The 17,651-nt window shown below is 70.4% G+C and carries 20 protein-coding genes, 1 tRNA gene and 1 pseudogene; 17 read left to right on the forward strand and 5 right to left on the reverse strand.

The window, feature by feature from the left end:
• Nucleotides 1-16 precede the first annotated feature (16 nt).
• Nucleotides 17-640, forward strand: a complete 624-nt coding sequence (locus ACZ5VC_RS13835) for a TetR/AcrR family transcriptional regulator (RefSeq protein WP_468708773.1) — start codon at nucleotides 17-19, stop codon at nucleotides 638-640.
• A gap of 105 nt (nucleotides 641-745) precedes the next feature.
• On the opposite strand, the gene ACZ5VC_RS13840 is transcribed toward ACZ5VC_RS13835, so the two are convergent.
• Nucleotides 746-1,549 carry a TetR/AcrR family transcriptional regulator C-terminal domain-containing protein gene (locus tag ACZ5VC_RS13840; RefSeq protein WP_469120279.1) on the reverse strand — a complete coding sequence of 268 codons (804 nt, stop codon included), beginning with the start codon at nucleotides 1,547-1,549 and terminating at the stop codon, nucleotides 746-748.
• A 98-nt stretch (nucleotides 1,550-1,647) separates the two neighbouring features.
• Between ACZ5VC_RS13840 and ACZ5VC_RS13845 the strand changes: the two genes are divergently transcribed.
• Nucleotides 1,648-3,918: an ATP-binding cassette domain-containing protein gene (locus ACZ5VC_RS13845; RefSeq protein WP_469120280.1), complete on the forward strand. Its 2,271-nt coding sequence runs from the start codon at nucleotides 1,648-1,650 to the stop codon at nucleotides 3,916-3,918.
• Between the two features lie 106 nt (nucleotides 3,919-4,024).
• On the opposite strand, the gene ACZ5VC_RS13850 is transcribed toward ACZ5VC_RS13845, so the two are convergent.
• Nucleotides 4,025-4,945, reverse strand: coding sequence for a LysR family transcriptional regulator (locus ACZ5VC_RS13850; RefSeq protein ID WP_469120281.1), 921 nt, complete (start codon nucleotides 4,943-4,945; stop codon nucleotides 4,025-4,027).
• Between the two features lie 50 nt (nucleotides 4,946-4,995).
• Between ACZ5VC_RS13850 and ACZ5VC_RS13855 the strand changes: the two genes are divergently transcribed.
• The 3 genes from ACZ5VC_RS13855 to ACZ5VC_RS13865 all read left to right on the forward strand — a co-directional run bounded on the left by ACZ5VC_RS13855 (nucleotide 4,996) and on the right by ACZ5VC_RS13865 (nucleotide 7,929).
• Nucleotides 4,996-5,568, forward strand: coding sequence for an RBBP9/YdeN family alpha/beta hydrolase (locus tag ACZ5VC_RS13855; RefSeq protein ID WP_469120282.1), 573 nt, complete (start codon nucleotides 4,996-4,998; stop codon nucleotides 5,566-5,568).
• Nucleotides 5,569-5,674: 106 nt separating this feature from the next.
• Nucleotides 5,675-6,268, forward strand: coding sequence for an HhH-GPD-type base excision DNA repair protein (locus ACZ5VC_RS13860; protein ID WP_469120283.1), 594 nt, complete (start codon nucleotides 5,675-5,677; stop codon nucleotides 6,266-6,268).
• A 128-nt stretch (nucleotides 6,269-6,396) separates the two neighbouring features.
• Nucleotides 6,397-7,929, forward strand: a complete 1,533-nt coding sequence (locus ACZ5VC_RS13865; protein WP_469120797.1) for a M28 family metallopeptidase — start codon at nucleotides 6,397-6,399, stop codon at nucleotides 7,927-7,929.
• Between the two features lie 143 nt (nucleotides 7,930-8,072).
• On the opposite strand, the pseudogene ACZ5VC_RS13870 reads toward ACZ5VC_RS13865, so the two are convergent.
• Nucleotides 8,073-9,631: pseudogene (locus ACZ5VC_RS13870) on the reverse strand (helicase HerA-like domain-containing protein).
• 115 nt (nucleotides 9,632-9,746) lie between these two features.
• Here ACZ5VC_RS13870 and ACZ5VC_RS13875 point away from each other — a divergent pair.
• Both ACZ5VC_RS13875 and ACZ5VC_RS13880 read left to right on the forward strand, forming a co-directional pair.
• Nucleotides 9,747-10,043 carry a type II toxin-antitoxin system VapB family antitoxin gene (locus ACZ5VC_RS13875; RefSeq protein WP_431035023.1) on the forward strand — a complete coding sequence of 99 codons (297 nt, stop codon included), beginning with the start codon at nucleotides 9,747-9,749 and terminating at the stop codon, nucleotides 10,041-10,043.
• Between the two features lie 103 nt (nucleotides 10,044-10,146).
• Nucleotides 10,147-10,779 carry a LytR C-terminal domain-containing protein gene (locus ACZ5VC_RS13880; protein WP_469120284.1) on the forward strand — a complete coding sequence of 211 codons (633 nt, stop codon included), beginning with the start codon at nucleotides 10,147-10,149 and terminating at the stop codon, nucleotides 10,777-10,779.
• 49 nt (nucleotides 10,780-10,828) lie between these two features.
• On the opposite strand, the gene upp is transcribed toward ACZ5VC_RS13880, so the two are convergent.
• Nucleotides 10,829-11,464, reverse strand: coding sequence for a uracil phosphoribosyltransferase (upp, locus tag ACZ5VC_RS13885; protein ID WP_468708786.1), 636 nt, complete (start codon nucleotides 11,462-11,464; stop codon nucleotides 10,829-10,831).
• Nucleotides 11,465-11,550: 86 nt separating this feature from the next.
• Between upp and ACZ5VC_RS13890 the strand changes: the two genes are divergently transcribed.
• The 9 genes from ACZ5VC_RS13890 to ACZ5VC_RS13930 all read left to right on the forward strand — a co-directional run bounded on the left by ACZ5VC_RS13890 (nucleotide 11,551) and on the right by ACZ5VC_RS13930 (nucleotide 16,737).
• A complete protein-coding gene (locus ACZ5VC_RS13890) occupies nucleotides 11,551-11,724 on the forward strand; it encodes a hypothetical protein (protein WP_469120285.1) in 174 nt (57 codons plus the stop codon).
• A gap of 164 nt (nucleotides 11,725-11,888) precedes the next feature.
• The gene (locus ACZ5VC_RS13895; RefSeq protein ID WP_469120286.1) at nucleotides 11,889-12,425 is read left to right on the forward strand and encodes a tRNA adenosine deaminase-associated protein; all 537 of its coding nucleotides are present in this window, start codon (nucleotides 11,889-11,891) and stop codon (nucleotides 12,423-12,425) included.
• Nucleotides 12,426-12,532: 107 nt separating this feature from the next.
• On the forward strand, nucleotides 12,533-12,961 hold the full coding sequence (gene tadA, locus ACZ5VC_RS13900) for a tRNA adenosine(34) deaminase TadA (RefSeq protein WP_468709239.1): 429 nt from the start codon (nucleotides 12,533-12,535) through the stop codon (nucleotides 12,959-12,961).
• A 56-nt stretch (nucleotides 12,962-13,017) separates the two neighbouring features.
• A tRNA-Ser gene (locus ACZ5VC_RS13905) sits at nucleotides 13,018-13,102 on the forward strand.
• A gap of 122 nt (nucleotides 13,103-13,224) precedes the next feature.
• Nucleotides 13,225-13,389 carry a hypothetical protein gene (locus ACZ5VC_RS13910; RefSeq protein ID WP_468708792.1) on the forward strand — a complete coding sequence of 55 codons (165 nt, stop codon included), beginning with the start codon at nucleotides 13,225-13,227 and terminating at the stop codon, nucleotides 13,387-13,389.
• A gap of 10 nt (nucleotides 13,390-13,399) precedes the next feature.
• The gene (locus ACZ5VC_RS13915) at nucleotides 13,400-13,693 is read left to right on the forward strand and encodes a Dabb family protein (RefSeq protein WP_469120287.1); all 294 of its coding nucleotides are present in this window, start codon (nucleotides 13,400-13,402) and stop codon (nucleotides 13,691-13,693) included.
• Between the two features lie 209 nt (nucleotides 13,694-13,902).
• Entirely contained in the window at nucleotides 13,903-14,805 is a 903-nt protein-coding gene (locus ACZ5VC_RS13920; protein WP_469120288.1) for an RNA polymerase sigma factor SigF, read from the forward strand.
• Nucleotides 14,806-15,040: 235 nt separating this feature from the next.
• A complete protein-coding gene (locus ACZ5VC_RS13925) occupies nucleotides 15,041-15,895 on the forward strand; it encodes an RNA polymerase sigma factor SigF (protein WP_469120289.1) in 855 nt (284 codons plus the stop codon).
• Between the two features lie 50 nt (nucleotides 15,896-15,945).
• Nucleotides 15,946-16,737 (forward strand): hypothetical protein, encoded by a 792-nt coding sequence (locus tag ACZ5VC_RS13930; protein WP_469120290.1) that lies wholly within the window; start codon nucleotides 15,946-15,948, stop codon nucleotides 16,735-16,737.
• A gap of 1 nt (nucleotide 16,738) precedes the next feature.
• On the opposite strand, the gene ACZ5VC_RS13935 is transcribed toward ACZ5VC_RS13930, so the two are convergent.
• Nucleotides 16,739-16,954, reverse strand: coding sequence for a hypothetical protein (locus ACZ5VC_RS13935; RefSeq protein ID WP_469120291.1), 216 nt, complete (start codon nucleotides 16,952-16,954; stop codon nucleotides 16,739-16,741).
• Nucleotides 16,955-17,116: 162 nt separating this feature from the next.
• Between ACZ5VC_RS13935 and ACZ5VC_RS13940 the strand changes: the two genes are divergently transcribed.
• A complete protein-coding gene (locus ACZ5VC_RS13940; protein WP_468708800.1) occupies nucleotides 17,117-17,581 on the forward strand; it encodes a MarR family winged helix-turn-helix transcriptional regulator in 465 nt (154 codons plus the stop codon).
• Nucleotides 17,582-17,651: the final 70 nt, after the last annotated feature.

A 17,651-nucleotide genomic window follows, 5' to 3' on the forward strand; every position in this document is an offset into this window, starting at 1 on the left:
CCGTTATGCTCGAAACGTGAGTGAGTCCGCCAGAGAGCCGCGACGGATCGATCTGCCCACCCTGGGACAGCCCGTCGAGCGCGCCGACGCCGCCCGCAACCGGCGGAAGATCCTCGACGCGGCCGCGCGGATCGCCGCCGAGCAGGGGCCCGAGGCGGTCACCATGAACGCCGTCGCCCACGCCAGCGGCATCGGTGTCGGCACGGTCTACCGCCGCTTCGGGGACGTGGCCCAGCTCGTCCTCGCGCTCCTCGACGAGCGCGAGCGGCAGTTCCAGGAGGCGTTCCTCAGCGGTCCGCCCCCGCTCGGCCCGGGCGCCGAACCCGGTGAGCGGCTGATCGCCTTCCTCCACGCGCTCACCGACCGCGTGCTCGAGCAGCGCGAGCTGCTGCTCGCCGCGGAGGCGGCCGCGCCCAGCGCGCGCTACGCCAGCGGCGCGTACCTCACCATGCACACCCACACGTCGATGCTGATCGGGCGCCTCCGGCCGGGCTCGGACAGCGCTCTCCTGGCACATCTGGTCCTCGCGCCGTTCACCCCCAGCCTGATACGACACCTGTCGGGGGACCGCGAGATCTCGGCCCGGCGGATCAAGGACGGGCTGGAGGCGGTCCTGCGCCTGTCGGCCCCGGAGTCGTAAGCCCAGAGCCGGAGGCGGTCCTGCGTCTGTCGGCCCCGGAGTCGTAAGCCCAGCCCTCGCCCCCGTAGCCCGGTCCGGCGCCCCCCGGTCGCCGGCCCCGCCCCCTCAGCCCTCGATCAGCCCCGCCAAACCGTCCAGCACCCGCGCCAGCCCGAAGGCGTACGCGTACGCCGGGTCGTACGCGCTCCGGTGGGCCTCCCCCGCCGCGCTCCCCACCCTGGCGGCCAGCGGAAAGCGGTCCGCGTCGAACACCCGGACCAGCAGCGGCGCGTGCGCCGACCACCACTCCTCGTCGGACATCGCACTGTCGCGGTGGACCGCCCTCGCGTCGAGTTCGGCCCGGGCCGCCGTCTGTACGAAGCCGAGCAGATAGGTCAGGGCCGCGTCCATGGCGACGTCGTCCAGGCCGAGCCCCTCGAAGGCCCCGAGCTCGTGCTCGTACTTCGTCATCACGCCGGGGCCGAGCGGCGGGCGGGTCACCCGCAGCGACGCGACCCAGGGGTGGCGCAGATGCAGCGCGCGGTTCTCGTCGGCCACGGCAGTGACGCGAGCACGCCACGGCTCACCGGCGAGGGGCGTGCGGTCCATCCGCAGCAGCACGCTGTCGAGCATGAGGTCCAGCAGCTCGGCCTTGCCCGGGACGTAGGTGTAGAGCGTCATGGGGGTCACGCCGAGGCTCTTGGCGACGGCGCGCATGGTGAGGGCGTCCAGGCCGCCGGTGTCGGCGAGAGCGACAGCCGCGTCGACGACGGCGTCGACGCTCAGGCCCTGCCGGGGCCCGCGCCGGCCGCCGCCCTCCGCTTCACGGACCGCCGACCCGCCCCCGCCCGCCGCACTCGGGATCTGGCCCCGCCACAGCAGTTCGAGGGCACGCGCCGGGTCACCCGCGCCGCTTCGGTCCTTCACCATGGCGCCCATCCTCGCAGGTGAGAGGCAAATTCCATTACTTCGTACGCCGTATAGAGTAACGTGTACGGGCCATGGCATCCCCCTCGGACGGAGCACTCATGCACGCCAGTCACGCGGACAGCCACACCGACATCCAGGTCCGCGGCGCCCGCGAGAACAACCTCAAGGACGTCTCCCTCGACCTCCCCAAGCGCCGCCTCACCGTCTTCACCGGCGTGTCCGGCTCCGGAAAGTCCTCGCTCGTGTTCGGCACCATCGCCGCCGAGTCGCAGCGCCTGATCAACGAGACGTACGCCGCGTTCGTCCAGTCGTTCATGCCGTCGCTGGGGCGGCCGGACGTCGACGCGCTGCACAACCTCAGCGCGGCGATCGTGGTCGACCAGGAGCGCATGGGCGCCAACTCCCGTTCCACCGTGGGCACGGCGACCGACGCGTACACCATGCTGCGGATCGTCTACAGCCGGCTCGGCACCCCGCACATCGGCACGTCCACGGCGTTCAGCTTCAACAGCGCGGACGGCATGTGCCCGCGCTGCGAGGGCATCGGCCAGGTCTCGGACATCGCAGTCGACCAGCTGGTGGACCGTGAGCTCTCGCTCAACGAGGGCGCGATAACCGTGCCCAACTTCGCGGTGGGCTCCTGGTACTGGCAGATCATGGCCCACTCCGGCTTCTTCGACCCGGACACGAAGCTGAAGGACTTCACCGACGCGCAGTGGCAGGACTTCCTCCACAAGCCGCAGGTCAAGGTGAAGGTGGGCACGAACAACTTCACCTACGAGGGCCTCCTGGTGAAGGTCCGGCGCACCCTCCTCGCCAAGGACCGGGACGCGATGCAGGCCCACATCCGGGCGTTCGTCGACCGGGCCGTGGTCTTCACCGACTGTCCCGACTGCGGCGGTACGCGGCTGAGCGCGGCGGCCCTGTCGTCGACGATCGACGGGGTGAACATCGCCGAGTGCTCGGCGATGCAGATCAGTGACCTGGCGGCGTTCGTCCGGCGGATCGAGGACCCTTCGGTGGCGCCGCTGCTCGCCGGCCTGCGCCAGCTCCTCGACTCGCTCGTCGAGATCGGTCTCGGCTATCTGAGCCTGGACCGGCCCTCGTCCACCCTCTCCGGCGGCGAGGCGCAGCGGGTGAAGATGGTCCGCCACCTCGGGTCGTCGCTCACGGACGTCACGTACGTCTTCGACGAGCCGACCACCGGGCTGCACCCGCACGACATCCAGCGGATGAACGACCTGCTGCTGCGGCTGCGGGACAAGGGCAACACCGTCCTCGTCGTCGAGCACAAGCCCGAGGTCATCGCGATCGCCGATCATGTGGTGGACCTCGGGCCCGGCGCGGGGGCCGCGGGCGGGGAGATCTGCTTCAGCGGGGACGTGCCGGGGCTGCGGGCGTCCGGGACGCTGACCGGCCGGCACCTGGAGCACCGGGCGCGGCTGCGCGACCGTGTCCGCCCGGCGAAGGGCGCTCTGTCCATCAAGGACGCGGCCCAGCACAATCTGCGGGACGTGAGCGTCGAGATCCCGCTGGGTGTACTGACCGTGGTCACCGGCGTCGCCGGGTCCGGCAAGAGCTCCCTCATCCACGGCAACCTCCCGGGCCGGGACGGGGTCGTCGTCGCCGACCAGTCACCGATCCGGGGCTCCCGGCGCTCCAACCCGGCGACGTACACCGGGCTCCTGGGCCCGATCCGTACGGCCTTCGCCAAGGCCAACGGCGTCAAGGCCGCCCTCTTCAGCGCCAATTCGGAGGGCGCCTGCCCCACCTGCGACGGCATCGGGCTCGTCTACACCGACCTCGCGATGATGGCCGGGGTCGCGTCGGTGTGCGAGGAGTGCGAGGGCCGGCGCTTCACGAGCGAGGTGCTCGCCTACACCCTGCGCGGCAAGAACATCAGCGAGGTTCTCGGCATGTCCATGGCCGAGGCCTACGACTTCTTCCCCTCGGGGCAGGCCCACACGATCCTCGGCCGCCTGAACGACGTCGGTCTCGGCTACCTCCGCCTCGGCCAGCCCCTCAACACCCTCTCGGGCGGCGAGCGCCAGCGACTGAAGCTCGCCATCCACATGGCGGAGAAGGCGGCCACCTACGTCCTGGACGAGCCGACGACCGGCCTTCACATGGCCGACGTGGACCAGCTCCTGGCTCTCCTCGACCGCCTGGTCGACGACGGGAACACGGTGATCGTGATCGAACACCACCAGGCGGTCATGGCCCACGCGGACTGGCTGATCGACCTCGGCCCGGGGGCGGGGCACGACGGCGGCCTGGTCGTCTTCACGGGCACTCCGGCGGAACTGGTCGAGAAGGGCGACACGTTGACCGCGCGGCACCTGCGGGAGTACGTCGCGGCACCCGAGTGAGGACGTCGGCGCGCGGGGACGGGACTCACCCGGTCGGCGTCCCCGCTCAGGGCGCGTCAGGGCGCGTCAGGGCGCGTCAGGGCGCCTCGGGAAGCGTCAGGACGCGTCAGGCCACGTGCCCCCTCAAGTGATCGAGGACGGACGCGAGTACGGGGTCTCCCTGTGACCCCGTCCGCACCGCCGCGAAGACGTTCCTGACCGGTGGCTGTCCCGTCGGCGGGCGCAGGACCAGGCCCGGGCGGTGCAGGGGCTGGACCAGGCGGGGGATCAGGGCCACGCCCGCGCCCGCCTCGACCAGGGCGGCGAGGGACTGCCAGTCGTTCACGGCGTGCCGGATCTCCGGGGTGAAGCCGCCCGCCGCGCAGACGGAACGGGTCACGGCGCCGCAGCAGCTGCGGGCGTCACCCACGATCCAGGGATCGGTGGCGAGTTCACGCAGGGGCACGCGCTCGTGGCGGGCGAGCCGGTGCCCCGCCGGGAGGGCCACGTCGAGGACGTCGGTGAGCAGGTCGATCCGGGTGTAGCGGCGGTCGGTGTGCGGCGGGGCGGCCGCGAAGTCCACGGCGATCGCCACATCGACCTCGCCGGCGTCCAGCCGGGTGAACAGGTCCGGCGGCTCCGCCTCGACCACGCGGACCGTCACATCGGGTTGGTGCGCGGCCAGCGCCGCCAGTACGGGCGGCAACAGCCCCGACACCGCGCTGGAGAACGCCCCGATGGTCACCGTGCCGCGCCGCCCCTCTCCCCAGGCGGCGAGATCCGCCCGGGCCCGCTCCACCTGGGCGGCGATCAGGTCGGCGTGCTGGAGGACGAGGCGCGCCTGGCCCGTGAGCCGGACGCCCCGCCCCTGCCGCTCGATCAGCGGTACGCCCAGCTCACGGGAGAGCGCGGCGAGTTGCTGGGAGACGGCGGACGGCGTCAGGTGCAGCGCCTCGGCCGTGCGCGCCAGCGACCCCCGCCGGTCCAGCTCCCGCAGCGCGCCGAGCCGCCGCAGGTCGATTGTGAAGGCAGCGCTTACCGGATCCATGCAGAGACATTAACTGGACCTGCTCAATAGAAGGACGGGACGATCCTTCCATGAACTTTCTGATCCTCCACGGCTTCCAGAACCACCGCCCCGACGGCCATTGGCAGCACTGGCTGGCCGAACGTCTCACGGCGCTGGGCCACGACGTGCGCCGCCCCCAACTGCCCGACCCGGACGCGCCGGAGCTCGACCGGTGGCTCGCCGCCCTCCGCCGGGAGCTCGACGCGCCCGCCGAGGGCGAGCGGGTCGTCATCTGCCACAGCCTCGCCGTCCTGCTCTGGCTCCACGCCGCCGCCCGCACTCCGGACGACCTGCCCGCCGACCGCGTCCTGCTCGTCGCGCCGCCGTCCCCCTCGGTCACGCGCGCGTACCCGGAGATCAAGGGCTTCGAACTGCCGGACCTCACCGGGGTGCGTCTCAAGGCCCCGACCCGTCTGGTCGCCGGGCACCGCGACCCGTACTGCCCCGAGGGAGCCGTCCACCACTACGGCGCCCCGCTCGGCCTCGACACCGACGAGATACCGACCGGTGCCCACCTCGACATGGAGGCGGGGTACGGCCCCTGGCCGTCCCTCCTCGACTGGTGCCTGGACCCGGCCGTACGGATCGGTGCGGCGGCCTGACCGGCTCCACCCGCCCAGGACGCGCGAGGCGGCGACCCGGGTGGGCAGGGACCCGTACGCGGGTACTCGCCGCGCCCGACCCGTGCGCGGGCGAGATCATCGGAGCATGACGAAGACGATTCACCTCGCCCAGCAGCCCGAGGCCGACGCGCTGCTCGCCCGCAGTCCCCTCGCCGCTCTCGTCGGCATGCTGCTCGACCAGCAGGTGCCGATGGAGTGGGCGTTCTCCGGCCCGTACACGATCGCCCAGCGCCTCGGCGGCGACGATCTCGACGCCCAGGAGATCGCCGCGTACGACCCCGAGGCCTTCGCCGCGCTGCTCTCCGCCAAGCCGGCCGTGCACCGCTACCCCGGCTCCATGGCGAAGCGGGTGCAGCAGCTGTGCCAGTACCTCGTCGACGAGTACGACGGTGAGGCCGAGGCCGTCTGGGCGGACGTGGCCGACGGGAAGGAGCTCCTGGCGAGGCTCAAGGCGCTGCCCGGATTCGGTGTGCAGAAGGCGCAGATCTTCCTGGCCCTGCTCGGCAAGCAGTACGGCGTGCGACCCGGGGGCTGGCGCGAGGCGGCGGGTTCGTACGGCGACGAGGGGTCGTACCGGTCGGCCGCCGACATCACCGGGCCGGAGTCGCTCGCCAAGGTGCGGGCGTTCAAGCAAGAAGCCAAGCGGGCAGCAAAAGCAGCCAAATCTTCAGCGGAATGATGTCAATACTGCGAAATATCGCGTGAGTTGTGGCACATCTGTTCACAGGAGCCCTGGAGATCGCTAGCTTCCCTTCAACCTCGCTCGTATCGGGAAGGACCTCTGTGAAGGCATCGCATCGCAGAGCCGTGGCCACCCTGGCCGCAGCCGCACTCGCCACCCCGCTCCTGCTGGCATCCGCCTCCCCCGCCTCCGCCACCCGTGACCCCGGGAAAGCCGCGGCAAAGGACGCTGCGAAGCTGTCCAAGAAGCTGGTGCGCGGGGCGTCCGCCAAGGACGCGTTCAAGCACCTGCAGAAGTTCCAGCAGATAGCCGACTCGGCCGGCGGCAACCGCGCCGCCGGCACGCTCGGACACGACGCCTCGGCCGCGTACGTGTACCAGCTGCTGACGAAGGCCGGATACAACGTCTCGTACCAGAAGTTCGAGTTCATCTACACCCAGACGCAGGCCGAGAAGCTCTCCGTGGTGACGCCCTCGCCGCGTGACGTCGACGTCAAGGCCATGACGTACACCAAGTCGACGCCGACCGGCGGCATCAAGGCCGACCTGGCCGCCGTGCCGGTGGACGCCACGACCGGCTGCGAGCCGGCGGACTACGCCGCCGGTGCCTTCACCGGCAAGATCGCGCTGATCCAGCGCGGCGGTTGCACGTTCGCCGACAAGCAGGCACAGGCGGCAGCGGCGGGCGCGGTCGCCGCGGTGATCTACAACAACACCGACGGCGCCCTCTCCGGCACGCTGTCCGCGCCGGAGAACGGCAAGATCCCCACCGGCGGCGTCACCAAGGCGGACGGCGAGAAGCTCGCCGCCGACCTCGCCAAGGGTCCGGTGAACATCTCGCTGGAGATCCGTCAGCTCCAGGAGAAGCGCACCACCAACAACGTCCTCGCCGAGACGAAGACCGGCAACGCGGCCAACACCGTGATGCTCGGCTCCCACCTCGACTCGGTCACCGCCGGCCCGGGCATCAACGACAACGGATCCGGCTCCGCCGGTCTGATCGACGTCGCCCTGAAGCTGGCCGCGACCAAGGAGAAGCCCACCAACAAGGTGCGCTTCGCCTGGTGGTCCGCCGAGGAGAACGGCCTGCTGGGCTCCGAGCACTACGTCGAGAACCTGAGCGAGCTGGACCGCAAGGAAATCAAGCTCTACCTGAACTTCGACATGATCGCGTCGCCGAACTACGGCCTCTTCGTCTACGACGGCGACAACTCCGACGGCGTCGGCGCACCGGCCGGCCCGGCGGGCTCGGCCCAACTCGAGCGCGACATCAACGAGTTCATGGACAAGCAGGGCGCGCCCCACGAGGGCACGGACTTCACCGGCCGCTCGGACTACGGCCCGTTCATCGGCGTCGGCATCCCGTCGGGCGGCACGTTCACCGGCGCGGAGGGCATCAAGACCGAGGCCCAGGCGGCGAAGTTCGGCGGCACGGCGGGCGTCGCGTACGACGTGAACTACCACGCCGCCGGCGACACGATCAGCAACATCAACATGAAGGCGTTCGACGTCAACATCGACGTGATCGCCCACGCGGTGGGCACCTACGCCCACGACCTGAGCTCCCTGCGCAAGCCCGTGGTCACCGTCCCGACGGACGGCGGCGCGGGCAGCGGTGGCGGTCTGCACGAGGACCACGGCCACGAGGTCACCGAGTAGCGGCTCTCTTCTTCACCCGGCCCCCGGGGGAGCGGCCCGCCACGCCGGCGGGTGGCCTTCCCGGGGGCCGGCCCCGTTCGGTGCGCGGGGTCCTGTCCGGTGCGCGCGGTCCCGGCCGGTGCCGTTCGGTCGCGGGAAAGCCTCTACCGGCGCCGTCTCGCCGTGCCGAAGAGGGAGCGGGAGATTTCCCGCCCCAGTTGCGTGCCGATCGACCTCGCCAGCGACCTGAACATGCCGCTCTCCACCACCTGCTCCACCAGCGACTCGTCCTTCTTCTCCTTCGGGGCGCGTTCCCGTGCCGGTGGCTCGGCGGCCTGCGCCACTTCCTCCCGCGAGGCGGCCGGCGCCGTCAGCCTCTCGTACGCCGACTCCCGGTCCACCGCCTCCGCGTACCTCCCGTACAGCGGCGACGACGTCACGGCCCGCTCCAGCGCCGCCGCCTCGATCGGCCCCATCCGCGAGACCGGCGCCCGCAGACGCGTCGCCGCCACCGGCGTCGGGGCGCCCTTCTCGCTCAGTACGGTGATCACCGCCTCGCCGGTGCCGAGAGCCGTCAGCAGCTCCTCGAGGTCGTACGCCGACTTCGGGAACGTCCGCACCGTCGCCTTCAGCGCCTTCGCGTCGTCCGGTGTGAACGCCCGCAGCGCGTGCTGCACCCGGTTGCCCAGCTGGGCCAGCACGTCCCCGGGTACGTCCTTCGGCGTCTGGGTCACGAAGAAGACGCCGACCCCTTTCGAGCGAATCAGTCGCACGGTCTGGGTGATCGACTCCAGGAACGCCTTCGACGCCCCCTTGAACAGCAGATGCGCCTCGTCGAAGAAGAAGACGAGCTTCGGTTTCTCCACATCCCCGACCTCCGGCAGATCGTGGAAGAGGTCCGCCAGCAGCCACATCAGAAACGTGGAGAAGAGCTGCGGCTTGTCCTGTACGGCGGGCAGCTCCAGTACGGACACCAGCCCCCGCCCGTCCGGCGCGGTCCGCAGGAGTTCGCCCGTGCCGAACTCGGGCTCCCCGAAGAACCCCCGGCTCCCTGCTGCTCGAACGCCGTGAGAGATCGCAGGATCACCCCGGCCGTGACCGTCGAGAGCCCCCCGATCCCCTTCAGCTCCGGCCTGCCGACGTCCGACACCAGGAAGGAGACGACGGCCCTCAGGTCCTTCAGGTCGATGAGCTCCAGGCCCTTGGTGTCGGCGTAGTGGAAGATCAGCCCGAGCGACTGCTCCTGCGTCCGGTTGAGCTGGAGCACCTTCGCGAGGAGTACGGGCCCGAAGCTGGTCACCGTCGCCCTCAGCGGAATACCGGGGCCGACGCCGCCGAGGCCGTAGAACTCGCACGGGAAGCCCGCCGCGCGCCAGTCCTGGCCGACCTCCGCGGCCCGCTCCCGGACCTTCTCCCCCGCTTTTCCGGGCGCCGAGAGACCCGAGACGTCGCCCTTGATGTCGGCGAGGAAGACCGGAACGCCGTGGGCGGAGAGCTGCTCGGCGAGGAGCTGGAGGGTCTTGGTCTTGCCGGTGCCGGTGGCGCCGGCGACCAGGCCGTGCCGGTTGAGCATCGGCAGCGGGATGCGGATCCGGGCGTCCGGGCGGCACGCGCCGTCCCACAGCAGCGCGCCGAGGTCGAGGGCGTCCCCGTCGAAGGAGTATCCGGCGGCGATCTCCGCGGCGGGCCCGGGCAGGTCCGGCATCGGCTCACTGTCGCTCATCGCGGCCCACCCGTTCCGGTTCGCTCAGGTTTGATCCGATTGAGGGGAGTTTGACCAGCATGGCACTGGCCACGCGTGGCTGCGCCGGGTACCCCTTGCCCGGTAGGCTTTCCGTGTGATCTTCAAGCGCATCGGTAACGGGCGGCCCTATCCCGACCACGGCCGGGAAAGCACCCGGCAGTGGGCGGACGTCGCGCCGCGCCCGGTCCGCCTCGATCAGCTGGTGACCACCAAGGGCCAGCTGGACCTGGAGACGCTCCTCGCCGAGGACTCCACCTTCTACGGCGACCTCTTCGCGCATGTCGTGAAGTGGCACGGCGATCTCTACCTCGAGGACGGGCTGCACCGCGCCGTGCGCGCGGCGCTCCAGCAGCGCCAGGTGCTGCACGCGCGCGTCCTCGAGATGGACTGACCGGAGAGCCGGCTGGGCCTTTCGGGGCCTAATACCGCTCGACCGGACGCGATCTATTGATCATTTAGTAGGCATCGTCACCGCGTCGCATTACGCTGCGCCCATGAGCATGCTCACTCCCCCAGGGATGGGCGGAAAGTACCGCATCACGGGCAAGACGTTCCCGCGGATGCGCCGCCCCCACCGCCGCCGCAGGATCGCGCTCGTGCTCGTCGCCGCCGTGGTCGCCCTCGGCCTCGCCGGCTGGGGGACCCTGCAGGTCGTCGACGTCTTCTCCGGCGGCGCGCAGAAGAAACGGGCGACCGCCGGACACAAGGCGTGCGAGAAGACCAAGGCCGCCGCGCCCGCCGCCCCGGCCGTCACCCTGCCCAAGCCCGGCCAGATCACGGTCAACGTCTACAACGCGACCCCCCGCGCCGGACTCGCCAAAACGACCGCCGACGAGCTGAAGAAGCGTGGCTTCGCGATCGGCAAGGTCGGAAACGCCCCGCCCGCCTACGACAAGAAGGTCCCCGGCACCGGGATGCTGCTCGGCGCCGCCGACGCCACCAAGGGGGCCTTCACCGTCCTCGGCACCCAGCTGAAGGGCGCCACGACCAAGACGGACCCCCGCCCGACCGCGGACGTGGACCTGATTCTCGGCACGGCCTTCAAGGCGCTGGACGCCAAGACGACGGCGGACGCGGCCCTGGTCGCACTGACCAGGCCCGCGCCCGCGCCGTCGAAGAAGTGCTAGGTGGCCCAGGGCCGGCGAGACGGGTGCCGGTGGGACGGGGAGAGACGCCCTAGTCGGCGGTCCCGTACATCCGGTCACCCGCGTCGCCGAGGCCCGGCACGATGTAGCCGTGCTCGTTGAGGCGCTCGTCCACGCTGGCCGTCACGACCGTCACCGGCGTGCCGGCCAGCTCGCGCTCCATGACCGCGACGCCCTCCGGCGCCGCCAGCAGCACGACCGCGGTCACATCGTCGGCGCCGCGCTTGATCAGCTCCTGGATCGCCGCGACGAGCGTGCCGCCGGTGGCCAGCATCGGGTCGAGGACGTACACCTGGCGCCCGGAGAGGTCCTCCGGCATCCGGGACGCGTACGTCGACGCCTCCAGCGTCTCCTCGTTGCGGATCATGCCGAGGAAGCCCACCTCGGCGGTCGGCAGCAGCCGCACCATGCCGTCCAGCATGCCGAGACCCGCCCGCAGGATCGGCACCACCAGCGGACGCGGGTACGACAGCTTCACGCCGGTCGTCGCGGCCACCGGGGTCTGGATGTCGGCCTGCTCGGTGCGCACGTCCCGGGTGGCCTCGTACGCGAGCAGGGTGACCAGCTCGTCGGCGAGGCGCCGGAAGGTCGGGGAGTCGGTGCGCTTGTCGCGCAGCGTGGTGAGTTTGTGCGCCACCAGCGGGTGGTCGACGACATGGATCCGCATGTCGTCCACACTAACCGGGACTGGCATCAACCCATGCCCTGGAGGGAAGGTGGGGTCAGACGGACCCAGCCTTGGGGTGGTGCGTTATGTCGGACCGGGACGAGGAAGAGTACGAGAGCGCCGTGGAGCGCAGGCGGCGCCGCGCGCAGTTCCTGCGTGATCTGCACGAGGCCAAAGCACTGCGCGACCGGGTCCAGCCACGGCGGGCCCGGGCGGCCCGGATGCGTCAGGCGATGCGGATGCGCACTTTCCGCTGGTGAGCCCATGGCGAGGGCCCCAAGGGGCCATGAGCTCAGACTGATGCACGACGCAAGAGCGGAAGACCTCTCCTGAAGGCGAGGTTTCTGCCACGATGCCGATTGGGCGGGGCACTTCAAGCAGGCGCCGCCGGATCGTCACACCTCTGATCAGTGGGAGAGTCACGGTGTACCTGGCCGCACTGCTCGCGCGCACCGAAGACGGGTGGAAAGCGAGCGATACAGAGCTCGACGACGTGGAGACCCTGTCGGATCTGACCGACCTGGCCCGCGAGGCCTCGGTGGACGAGGACGTGGTCCTCGTCTACATCGAGCAGGAGGACGCCTGGTTCGGTCTCGTCCGTGTGGAGGGCGAGGAGGACCCCCGTATCTATGTGTCGGACGCGGCGTCGGCCGCCCGCTCCTCGTACGGGGAGATCCTCACCAATGAACTGCTCGGCGCGGACCGGGACGGCGAGCCCGACCTGGACGCACTGGACCTCGACGGTACGGAGGACGGAGAACCGGACGCTGACGCCACCGAAGACGACGAGGACGGGCCGGACGTCGCGGCCGATGCCGTGCCCGCGGCACCGGTCGGCGACCGGGAGATCCTGAGGGACCTGGGACTGTCCGAGAAGGACCTGCTGGCACTCGACACCGACGCCCTGTCGGAGATCTCCGACGCCCTGGGGGCCGCCGAAGTACTGGAGTCCGTCCGCTAGTGCGAGAAGCAGTTCCCCACCCCAAGCCCGGCCCCGACCACGCATCGGAGCACGGCTCCACCACCGCCCCCGCGCCGGATCCCGTACGGGATCCCTGGCGGGCGCCGATGCGCCTCGCACTCGAAGAGGCCGAACGAGCGGCGCTGGCCGGCGATGTGCCGGTCGGCGCGGTCGTGCTGTCCCCGGACGGCAGGGTCCTCGCCACCGGGCACAACGAGCGGGAGGCGACCGGCGATCCGACCGCTCACGCGGAGGTCCTGGCGCTGCGCCGGGCCGCCGCGGCCCACGGCGAGTGGCGGCTGACCGGCTGCACGCTCGTCGTCACCCTGGAGCCGTGCGTGATGTGCGCGGGCGCGCTCGTGCAGGCGCGCGTGGAGCGGGTGGTGTTCGGGGCGCTGGACGAGAAGGCGGGCGCCGCGGGCTCGCTCTTCGACGTCGTCCGCGACCGCCGCCTCAACCACCGCCCCGAGGTCGTCCTGGGCGTGCTCGGCGAGGAGTGCGCGGCCCAGCTCACACGCTTCTTCCGAGACCGCTGACGCGCTGATCGATACGGATTTCTGCGCACGGGCACCTTTGGGCTAAGCTCTCTCTCGGTAGCGTGTCCGAGCGGCCGAAGGAGCTCGCCTCGAAAGCGAGTGTGGCGCAAGTCACCGAGGGTTCAAATCCCTCCGCTACCGCTCTCTTGGAAGGGCCCCGGCGCAAGGCGTCGGGGCCCTTCGCCTGTTCACCCGTCCTGCGCACCCGCCTTGGTCCGGAAACGCTCAGCTAGACTCACGCGACCGCGCAGGGGAGGCAGAAGATGGTGCAGGCGAAGAAGGTCACGCTGTACATACTGGTCGTCTTTGTGCTGTACACGATCATTACCTCCCCCAAGGAGGCGGCCGACCTGGTCCAGATAGGCTTCGAGGGTATTTCCAGCGCCGCGAAGGCCGTCGGCGAGTTCATGACTGAGCTCATCAGGTAGGAGTCCCCCCGTGATCCGTCACCTCGTTCTCTTCAAGCTCAACGAAGGTGTGGAGCGCGACGAGCCGCGCGTGGTCGCCGGCGTCGAGGCCTTCCGGGCGCTCGACGGGGCCATCCCGGAGCTGGAGTTCTGGGAGTGCGCCTGGAACATCACCGACCGGCCCATCGCGTACGACTTCGCCATCAACTCGGCGGTCGCGGACACCGATGCGCTGAAGCGGTACCTCGAGCACCCCGACCACCAGGCCGCCGCCGGACAGTGGCGCGAGTTCGCCACCTGGGTGATCGCGGACTACGAGTTCTGATCCACGGCTCCCCGCCGCCCTTTCCTCCTGCCGCCGCCCCTCACCATCATGGTGAGGGGTGTTTTGTGGTTTAAGAACCCTCATGCCGTCAACACGACGTTATGAGGTGCTTGCACACAGTGGACATGTCTTGTGATGCTATGACCGCTTTTGATGGATGAGTGGACCGTAGTTGACCAGATCGTGAACCACAAAGGGGTGGCGTGAACGTGCCGGCCAGTACTGCGCCTCAGGTGCCGCCCCAGAACGAGACCAGCGAGAACGAGACGGCGAGGAGCCAGGCCCCGAGGACCGAGCAGGGCACCGGCGAGGCCACCGACGAGGCCGCGGGCCGCCCCAGACCCCAGGGCCGGGGCGCGGACACCCGGGCTCTCACCCAGGTCCTCTTCGGCCAGCTCAAGACCCTGGAACCGGGCACCCAGGAGCACCACCGGGTGCGCGGCGCCCTGATCGAGGCGAATCTGCCCCTGGTGCGCTACGCGGCGGCCCGCTTCCGCTCCCGCAACGAGCCGATGGAGGACGTCGTCCAGGTCGGCACCATCGGTCTGATCAACGCGATCGACCGGTTCGATCCCGACCGGGGCGTGCAGTTCCCGACGTTCGCGATGCCGACCGTGGTCGGCGAGATCAAGCGGTACTTCCGGGACAACGTACGGACCGTGCACGTGCCCCGGCGGCTGCACGAGCTGTGGGTCCAGGTCAGCGGTGCCACCGAGGACCTGACGACGGCTCATGGCCGCACCCCCACGACGGCCGAGATCGCCGAGCGGCTGAAGATCTCCGAGGACGAGGTCCTGGCCTGCATCGAGGCGGGGCGTTCCTATCACGCGACCTCGCTCGAGGCCGCGCAGGAGGGCGACGGCCTGCCGGGGCTGCTCGACCGCCTCGGCTACGAGGACCCGGCCCTCGCCGGCGTCGAACACCGCGATCTCGTACGGCATCTGCTCGTACAACTGCCCGAGCGCGAACAGCGGATCCTGATGCTGCGCTACTACAGCAACCTGACCCAGTCTCAGATCAGCCAGGAGCTCGGCGTCTCGCAGATGCATGTGTCAAGGCTCCTCGCCCGCAGCTTCGCCCGGTTGAGATCCGCAAATCGGATCGAGGCATAGCTGAAACGGGTAGACCGGTTCGGAGTAGTTTCGAGGGGCCCGAAGAGGCCCACACCCCCTGTTTCCTGCGCGAATCCACCTTCACCTTGTCGACATGTCACTACAGCGTGTTGCCGACATGTGACATTCTGCGGGAACCGCGTTTGCCGCAGCCCCGCCTCCGGTATTCAGGTGGAGGCTGCGTTCCTCCGATGGTCGCGGCCACCGCGACCGTCCGCGACCTCAAGGGGGTGGCATGTCCGTAGAACAGGGCAGCTCGAAGGTGCTCACGCGTGCGTCGCACGAGCCCGCGGCACCTATCGGCCCTACGCCTGTCGGCTCTTCGGAAGCCATCGACACCCGCACGCTGTCCCGCGCCCTGTTCCTGCGGCTGGCGGCATTCGAACAGGACAGCCCGGAGCGCACCTACGTACGCGACACCCTCATCCAGCTCAACCTCCCGCTGGTGCGGTACGCGGCGGCCCGCTTCCGCAGTCGCAACGAGCCGATGGAGGACATCGTCCAGGTCGGCACGATCGGCCTGATCAAGGCGATCGACCGGTTCGACTGCGAACGCGGCGTGGAGTTCCCGACGTTCGCGATGCCGACCGTCGTCGGCGAGATCAAGCGGTTCTTCCGCGACACCTCGTGGTCGGTGCGGGTGCCGCGCCGGCTCCAGGAGCTGCGGCTGGCGCTGACGAAGGCCAGCGACGAACTGGCCCAGAAGCTGGACCGCTCCCCCACCGTCCCCGAACTCGCCGCCGTACTGGGCGTGTCGGAGGAGGACGTCGTCGACGGGCTCGCGGTGGGCAACGCCTACACGGCCTCGTCGCTGGACTCCCCCTCCCCCGAGGACGACGGCGGCGAGGGCTCGCTCGCCGACCGGCTCGGGTACGAGGACATGGCGCTCGAGGGCGTCGAGTACCGCGAATCCCTCAAGCCCCTGCTGGCCAAACTCCCGCCCAGGGAACGGCAGATCATCATGCTCCGCTTCTTCGCCAACATGACGCAGTCGCAGATCGGCGAGGAGGTCGGCATCTCGCAGATGCATGTGTCGCGGCTCCTCACCCGGACCCTGACCCAGCTGCGCGAGGGCCTGATCGGCGAGTGAAGTAAACGCTGCCGCTTCCTAACTGACGCTTCGTCAGCCACACTGGCGCGATGCGAAGGACGGGTCTGGCCACGGTCGCGCTCTGCCTCTGCGGGGCGCTGACCGCGTGCGGCGGGAGCGGTGACGGGGACGGCTACGCGGCGGTCGGCGCCGCCGGAGCCCCACCGGGGGCGGCGGTGCCGCCGTCGGGCAAGGTGGTCCTGGAGCCGCTGGACGGCTCCACGACGTCCTCGTCCTCGTCGTCCTCCTCGCCGTCCGCGCGGAGCGGTGTGGGCGGCACGACCGGAGGCGGCGGCACGACCGGTGCGCATGGCGGTACGGGCATCGGCGGCGGCCCGGGAGGCCCGGCGCTCCAGCCGCCCGGAACGGGAGCCACTGGCGCCCCTGGTTCCACAGCACCGCTCCCCGGCACACCGGGCGCTTCAGGATCTCCCGGCTCACCGGGGACGACGGCACCCGGCCCGACCGCGCCCGCGACCCGTCCACCGGCGACCAGCCCGCCCCCGACCAAGCCCCCCGCGACGACTCCGCCGCGGCCCGCCGCGCTGACGATCAGTACCCCGGTGCTCGCGGACGCGGACCGGCGCTGGTGCGAGAAGGTGACCGTGGAGTTCCGCAACACCGGTGGCTCACCGGTGCGTTCGGGCACGGTCACCTTCGCGACGCACATCATCGGCGCGCTCGGCGTCGACTGGGCGACGATCCAGTCGGCCCAGGCCCTGCCCGCGCCGATCGCGGCGGGGGCGGTGAAGAAGAAGACGTACACCGTCTGCGTGGACGCCTGGCGGGTGCCGCTGGGGATGCACGTGGACACCCGGCGCGTCACCGCCGTATGGAAGTGACCTAGCTGAAGGCGAGCCAGGCGACCGCGGCGAGGACCACCACGAGCGCGACCACACCGGCGATCACTCCGACACGGGGTCCGGCCGGCGCCGGAGCCTGCTGCTGTCGCTGGGGGGTGCCCTCGTCGACGAAGGCGCGGAACATCTGCGTGCTGCCGGAGGGGTCGTAGGAGCCCTCGGGGCCCTGACCCTGCGGTGCGTGGGGGTTGTGTGCCATGGGGCAGGACCCTAGCGAACCTGGGGTTCCGGCCCAACCCCCGCACGCTCCTGAGCTCCTTTGCCACTTTTTTAAGACCCTTCGCCCCTTTTTAGTTTGCCTGTAGCAACCAACAGCTTCTATGGTTGCCCTAAGCAACAAGATGGAGAAGGGTGCTCTCGGATGGCCGAACAGAGTCGGTACGAGAACCTCGCCCGGCAGCTGAGTGCCATCGGCGCCGTGAAGCGGGGACTCGCACGGACCCTGCCCGCCGAGTGCCCGGGTGGTTCCGCCGCCGTCCTGACCCTGCTCGACCACCACGGCGACATGCGGATCAGCCGGCTCTCCGAGCTGATGGCCGTCGACATGTCGGTCAGCAGCCGTCATGTGGCACATGTCGCCGAGCGCGGCTGGATCGAGCGTCTGCCCGACCCGGCCGACAAGCGCTCGCGCATCCTCCGGCTCACCCCCGCGGGCCGGGACATGCTCACCGAACTCGACCGCCGAGTACGGGAGATGTTCGCCCGCACGCTCACCGAGTGGTCCGACGACGACGTCGAACGGCTCACCACCCTGCTGGGCCGTCTCCGCGACTCGTTCGGCGACTGCCGGGCCCACGCCACCCGTACATCAGCACCCCAGACTTAGAGACGAAGGAAGTTCATGGCTACGACCATTCCCCAACCTTCGGAGGGGAGGCCCCTACCCACCGGTGTGC

Source organism: Streptomyces sp. NPDC033174, assembly GCF_055577795.1.